Raw genomic sequence first — 6,301 nt, forward strand, 5'->3', positions numbered from 1 at the left:
GCCGTTCTTGCGCACCTTCACGTAGGTCGCATCCAGATACAGGTAGGGCCATTCTCCCTCATCCTGCCAAATTTACACCATGTCCTAAGACTCTACCCATAATCTGTTCCCGGTGGGCAATATGACCGGCTTTCCGGGACTGAAAGAGATCATCCCGGAAGAGAAGTGGATAGACCGCCGCGTGGTATGGGACTGCCGCGTCAATCTGCTGACCAGCCAAGGGCCGGCACGGCGATCGATTTCGCACTGAAGCTGATTGATTTAGTGGCAGGGAAAGAGAAAGCACGTGAGGTGACCGAACAGATGGTGCTGGCGGCGGGGATTTACGATTACCGCGATTAACAAGTTAGACACGGGCCGATCAAAAGAAAGCGATCGGCCCCTACATGTAGGGGCTGACCCTTTTTTCGGTCAGTCCTTAGAACGTTAAGGGCGATAAACCTTAACGTTTTTGAAGCCCTGCTCGTGCAGATAGAGCGCCTGTAAGCGGCTCATCACGCCACGCTTGCAGTACAGCAGCCAAGTTTTGCTCTGGTCGAGGTTGCCAAACTGCGTACCCAGCTTATAGAACGGCAGTGATTGAACGTCAACACCGTCAACGTCCAACGGGCGGGCTTCCTGCTCATCGTTCGAGCGAATATCCAGCACCACATCGTTTTCGGCAAACGACGCCACCGTTTCGACTTTCACCACTTCCTCTTCGGTTTTCTCTGCAATCTTGCAGATATCCACGTTGGTTGCTTGCTCAACCATGCGGTCGAGAATAGAGAAATCAAAGTTCTGCTCTTCAGCCTCAATTTTCGCTTTGACCGCTTTCACTGTCGGGCTTTTTGAGATCACGCCGCAGTATTCCGGCATGGTACGGGCAAAATCTTCGGTGCCAATCTCACGCGCAATCTTAATGATGTGCTCTTTATCGTGAGAGATCAGCGGGCGCAGAATCAGGGTATCGCTGGCATTGTCGATCAGGCGCAGGTTGGTCAGCGTCTGGCTGGAGACCTGTCCCAACGCTTCGCCGGTGACCAGTGCCTGCACGCCGTAACGCTCAGCGATCTGTGACGCGGCGCGCACCATCATGCGCTTCAGCACCACGCCCATCTGGCCGTCATCCACTTTTTCCAGAATCTCACCGACCACTGGCTCAAAGTCGATAGCGACAAACCGTACGCGGTGCGAGCTACCGTAGCGTTTCCACAGATAGTGGGCCACCTCACGAACGCCAATCTCATGAGCAGCACCGCCAAGGTTAAAGAAGCAGTAGTGCACGCGACAGCCGCGGCGCATCAGCATATAGCTGGAAACCCCGGAGTCAAAGCCGCCAGAAATCAGCGACAGCACGTCCTCCTGGGTGCCAATCGGATAGCCGCCGATACCTTCACAACGCGCGGTTACCAGCACCAGTTTGTCATCTTCAATCTCAAGATTGACCGTCACTTCCGGGCGGTTCAGCTGAACCTGGGCGCTGGCGACGTGCTGATTCAGGCCGCCACCGACGTAGCGTTCAACGTCCTGCGAGCTGAACGCATGCTTACCGCGGCGTTTCACGCGCACGCAGAAGGTTTTGCCTTCAATGCGCTCGCGATTCATCTCCAGCACCTGCTCAAAGATATTATGCACATCGGTATACGGACGATCATCTACCGCCAGCACATGGTGGATACCGGGAATGCGCGTTAGCTCGGCCACAATCGCCGCACGCTGGCTTTCATCCTTTGCACGCACTTCAACGTTGTCCCAGTGGCGCACCACGGCAAGGGTTTCATCAAAAGGTTTAAGGACGTTGCGAATGTTTCCGGTCAGGATTTTGATAAAACGCAGGCGAACTGACTGACTTTTAATCGTAATTTCAGGGAATAACTTAATGATAAACTTCATGGCGGTATATATTCGTCAGGTAATTAAGTGCTGTAAAGAGGGGCACTTAACTGATAAAATCAGAGTTTTGCAACAGGCTATTGCTATTGCTATTTTTGCATCCAGAACAACAGTATATCATCTTTGACCGGTGACTGCTGCCGATATCACTCTTCCCTGCCGCGTGAAAAATGCAGGGGATATTTTGCTAATCATTTAGAGTCGGCTACCATGAGCGCTTGCTGATGAAAAATGATAAGTCAGGATCTAAAAATGCCGAAAAAGGCCGAACCGTCTGCTAGTTTTGAAACATCGCTACAGCAGCTGGAACAGATCGTCACCCGTCTGGAAAGCGGCAACCTACCGCTGGAAGAGGCGCTGAATGAGTTTGAGCGCGGGGTACAGCTGGCACGTGCAGGGCAGCAAACGCTACACCAGGCCGAGCAGCGGGTACAGATATTACTCAGCGATGATAAGAACGCCGATCTGACGCCTTTTACGCCGGAAAATGATTGATGGATTTTAACCTGATACTTAGCGCGCACTTTCAGCGAGTTAACGCTGCGCTTCAGCGCTTTATCTCCGGGCAACCATTTCAGAGTTCTCCTCTGGTGAATGCCATGGAATATGGTGCATTATTAGGGGGTAAAAGGCTACGCCCTTTCTTGGTCTACGCCACTGGCACCATGCTACACGCTGACGATGCAGCACTGGATGCCCCGGCGGCTGCAGTAGAATGTATTCATGCGTATTCTCTGATCCATGACGATTTACCGGCCATGGATAACGACAGCCTGCGGCGTGGCCAGCCTACCTGCCATATTAAGTTTGGCGAAGATACGGCGATTCTTGCCGGTGATGCCCTGCAGACTCTGGCTTTCTCCATCCTTGCCGATACCCCGATGCTAGGCGTCACGGCGGAGGCCCGTATTGCTATGCTGTCCGAACTGGCTCAGGCTAGCGGCGTGGCCGGCATGTGCGGAGGACAGGCGCTGGACCTAGCCGCTGAAGGTCAGCAGGTTGATTTAGCCGCGCTGGAGCAGATCCACCGCCATAAAACCGGGGCGTTGATCCGCTCGGCGGTCCGCCTCGGCGCATTAACCGCAGGCGAACGCGGGCGCGATGCCCTCCCTGAGCTTGACCGCTACGCCAACGCGATTGGCCTAGCTTTCCAAGTACAGGACGATATTCTAGACATTATTGGTGATACCGCCATTATCGGTAAGCGGCAGGGAGCCGATAAACAGTTAGGCAAGAGTACCTACCCGGCATTAATGGGGCTTGACAGTGCAAAGGCAAAAGCATGTGATCTGTATCAGGAATCCCTCAGCGCATTAGAAACGCTGGCCGCGCAGTCGTATGACACCACCCCACTGTGGGCGCTGGCAGGCTTTATAATTGAACGCGATAAATAACTTCCAAATGAGTCTCCGATGAGCTTTGAACCTGCAAAATACCCGACGCTTGCTCTCGCAAGTACGGTGCAAGAATTACGTTTGCTACCGAAAGAGAGTCTGCCAAAACTCTGTGACGAGCTGCGCCAGTATCTGCTCGACAGCGTTAGCCGCTCCAGCGGTCATTTTGCTTCTGGTCTCGGCGTGGTTGAGCTCACCGTTGCGCTGCATTATGTCTATAACACGCCGTTCGATCATCTGGTGTGGGACGTCGGCCATCAGGCCTATCCGCATAAAATCCTGACCGACCGCCGCGACCGTATCAGCACCATCCGCCAGAAAAATGGCCTGCACCCGTTTCCGTGGCGTGATGAAAGCAAGTTCGACGTGCTGAACGTCGGTCACTCCTCAACTTCAATCAGCGCCGGTCTGGGCATGGCAGTAGCCGCCGGCAAAGAAGGTAAAGGCCGCCGCACCGCCTGCGTGATTGGTGATGGGGCGATTACTGCCGGGATGGCGTTCGAAGCGATGAACCACGCAGGCGATATTAAAGCCGACCTGCTGGTGGTACTGAATGACAACGAGATGTCGATTTCCGAAAACGTCGGGGCGCTTAACAACCGTCTGGCGCAGATCCTCTCCGGCAAGATCTATTCCCGCCTGCGCGAAGGAGGTAAAAAGGTGCTCGGTAGCCTGCCGCCGATCAAAGAGCTGGTAAAGCGCACCGAAGAGCACTTGAAAGGCATGGTGGTGCCGGGAACGCTGTTTGAGGAACTGGGCTTTAACTATATCGGCCCGGTCGACGGCCATGACGTGCTGGCGCTGGTGCAGACGCTAATCAATATGCATGCGCTGAAAGGCCCGCAGTTCCTGCACATCATGACCAAAAAGGGCAAGGGCTATGCCCCAGCCGAAAAAGATCCGATTAGCTGGCACGCGGTGCCTAAATTTGACCCGGCCAGCGGCCTGCTGCCAAAAAGTGCCGACGGTCTGCCAAGCTACTCCGAAATTTTCGGCCACTGGCTGAGTGAAACCGCTGCTGAAGATAGCAAGTTAATGGCGGTCACCCCAGCGATGCGTGAAGGTTCCGGCATGGTAAGCTTCTCGCGCGATTATCCGCAGCAATACTTTGACGTGGCAATTGCCGAGCAGCATGCGGTGACGTTTGCCGCGGGCTTGGCGATTGGCGGCTACAAGCCGGTGGTGGCGATCTACTCCACCTTCCTGCAGCGCGCCTACGATCAGCTGATCCACGATGTGGCGATCCAGAAACTGCAGGTGCTGTTTGCCATTGACCGCGGCGGCATCGTCGGTGCCGACGGGCAGACGCACCAGGGTGCCTTCGACATCGCGTTCCTGCGCTGCATTCCGAACATGGTGATCATGACGCCAAGCGATGAGAACGAGTGCCGCCAGATGCTGTTCACAGGTTACCACCACAGCAGCGGGCCAAGCGCAGTGCGCTATCCGCGCGGCACCGGCACCGGGGCCCTCCTCGAACCGCTGGCATCATTGCCGCTGGGCAAAGGCTGCGTGCTGAGCCGTGGCGAAAAGTTGGCCATCCTCAACTTTGGTACGCTACTGCCTGAGGCCCGCACGGCGGCTGAAGCTTTGAATGCCACGCTGGTGGATATGCGCTTTGTTAAGCCACTCGACGAGGCGTTAATCCTTAAGCTGGCTGGCAGTCATGAAGCCCTTATTACCCTAGAAGAAGGGGCGATCAAAGGCGGTGCCGGTAGCGGCGTCAATGAACTACTGATGGCAAAACGTCAGCCGGTTCCAGTGTTGAATATCGGCCTGCCGGATGAGTTTATTCCACAGGGCACTCAGGACGAGATCCGCGTGGATTATCAACTGGATGCCGCCGGTATTCAGCAGCAGATCGCCAACTGGCTGACGCAGTAACTCTCCTTCAGTTCCCCGCGGGGGAGCCTGTCACCTGCTATGCTTGGGGTAAATAACCAACAGGATCGACCCAAATGAAAACCCTTAAGTTAGCCAATACCGACCTGACTGTCTCCCGCCTTTGTTTCGGTTGCATGATCTATGGTGAGCCCGATCGCGGCCGCCATGCCTAGACACTGCCGGAAGAGAGCAGCCGCCTGCTGATCAAGCAGGCGCTGGAAGCTAGGATCAATTTTTTCGACACCTCCAACAGCTACTCGGACGGCAGCAGCGAGGAGATCGTCGACCACGCCCTGCGTGACTTCGCGCGCCGCGATAAGGTCGTCGTCGCCACTAAAGGTCTATTTCTCGATGAGCAATCTTTCCGGCGGGCTGTCGCGTGCCAATATTTTGCAGTCGATTGACGACAGCCTTGAGCATCTCGGTATGGATCATGTCGACCTGCTGCAAATTCACTGCTGGGATTACAACACGCCGCTGGAGGAGACGCTGGAGGCGCTGCATGACATGGTGCAGTCCGGCAAGCGCGCTATATCGGTGCCTCTTCCATGCATCCCGAGCAGTTTGCCCGCGCGCTACATACAGCGGATAACAACGGCTAGACGCGGTTTGTCAGCATGCAGGATCAGTACAACCTGATCCAGCGCGAGAAAGAGCGCGAAGTGCACCTTCTGTGCCTGAAAGAGAATATTGCGGTGCTGCCGTGAAGCCAGAGCGCAAGGTCGGTTAACGCGCCCGTGGGGGGGAAACCACATAGGCGCTAACTTAATGTCCGGACCATCTGAAGAATACGTCGTCTGGGCGGCTCGTTGAGGCGATGGCCCACACACTTCAGTTTCACGACATACCCTTCCAGCGGGACTGACCTGGTAATGGCTCCACGTAAGCCACGGATAACCATTTTGTTATTCTCCACAAAAAGTTATCCCGCGAATTCAGATAATAAGTGCAACGCTCGGTCATGTAGATGGAGGGACGGTTAGCTACCGATAAGCTATCCTGCTCTTCCGACTAAAGATGAGCGAGTAACTATGAAATATCAGCAGTGAACCGAAGGATTACGATACCAGATAGCTCTGTTGTGTGAAGACAAAGTTAGTCAGGCCGAGATTGGTCGCCGGTTAGGCGTCTGTAAGTCAACAGTCTCG

At 54.9% G+C, this 6,301-nt stretch carries 4 protein-coding genes and 4 pseudogenes; 6 read left to right on the forward strand and 2 right to left on the reverse strand.

From position 1 onward, the window contains the following. Positions 1-97 precede the first annotated feature (97 nt). A pseudogene (locus BBW68_RS03115) lies at positions 98-342 on the forward strand (DJ-1/PfpI family protein); the annotation flags it as partial. A gap of 84 nt (positions 343-426) precedes the next feature. On the opposite strand, the gene thiI reads toward BBW68_RS03115, so the two are convergent. Further along, positions 427-1,875, reverse strand: coding sequence for a tRNA uracil 4-sulfurtransferase ThiI (gene thiI / locus BBW68_RS03120; protein WP_070133963.1), 1,449 nt, complete (start codon positions 1,873-1,875; stop codon positions 427-429). Between the two features lie 252 nt (positions 1,876-2,127). On the opposite strand from thiI, the gene xseB reads away from it, so the two are divergent. The 4 genes and pseudogenes from xseB to BBW68_RS03140 all read left to right on the forward strand — a co-directional run. Next, positions 2,128-2,370: an exodeoxyribonuclease VII small subunit gene (xseB, locus tag BBW68_RS03125; protein ID WP_070133964.1), complete on the forward strand. Its 243-nt coding sequence runs from the start codon at positions 2,128-2,130 to the stop codon at positions 2,368-2,370. Continuing rightward, the gene (gene ispA, locus BBW68_RS03130; RefSeq protein WP_070133965.1) at positions 2,370-3,269 is read left to right on the forward strand and encodes a (2E,6E)-farnesyl diphosphate synthase; all 900 of its coding nucleotides are present in this window, start codon (positions 2,370-2,372) and stop codon (positions 3,267-3,269) included. The genes xseB and ispA overlap by 1 nt, the downstream gene beginning before the upstream one ends. Positions 3,270-3,287: 18 nt before the next feature. Continuing rightward, positions 3,288-5,153: a 1-deoxy-D-xylulose-5-phosphate synthase gene (gene dxs / locus BBW68_RS03135; RefSeq protein ID WP_070133966.1), complete on the forward strand. Its 1,866-nt coding sequence runs from the start codon at positions 3,288-3,290 to the stop codon at positions 5,151-5,153. A gap of 176 nt (positions 5,154-5,329) precedes the next feature. Beyond that, a pseudogene (locus BBW68_RS03140) lies at positions 5,330-5,897 on the forward strand (aldo/keto reductase); the annotation flags it as partial. 16 nt (positions 5,898-5,913) lie between these two features. Here the strand turns inward: BBW68_RS03140 and BBW68_RS19435 are convergent. Further along, a pseudogene (locus BBW68_RS19435) lies at positions 5,914-6,083 on the reverse strand (IS4 family transposase); the annotation flags it as partial. Positions 6,084-6,184: 101 nt separating this feature from the next. Between BBW68_RS19435 and BBW68_RS15580 the strand changes: the two are divergent. Continuing rightward, positions 6,185-6,301 (forward strand): annotated as a pseudogene (locus tag BBW68_RS15580) (helix-turn-helix domain-containing protein); the annotation flags it as partial.

It is taken from the genome of Candidatus Erwinia dacicola, from assembly GCF_001756855.1.
Lineage (GTDB): Bacteria > Pseudomonadota > Gammaproteobacteria > Enterobacterales > Enterobacteriaceae > Erwinia > Erwinia dacicola.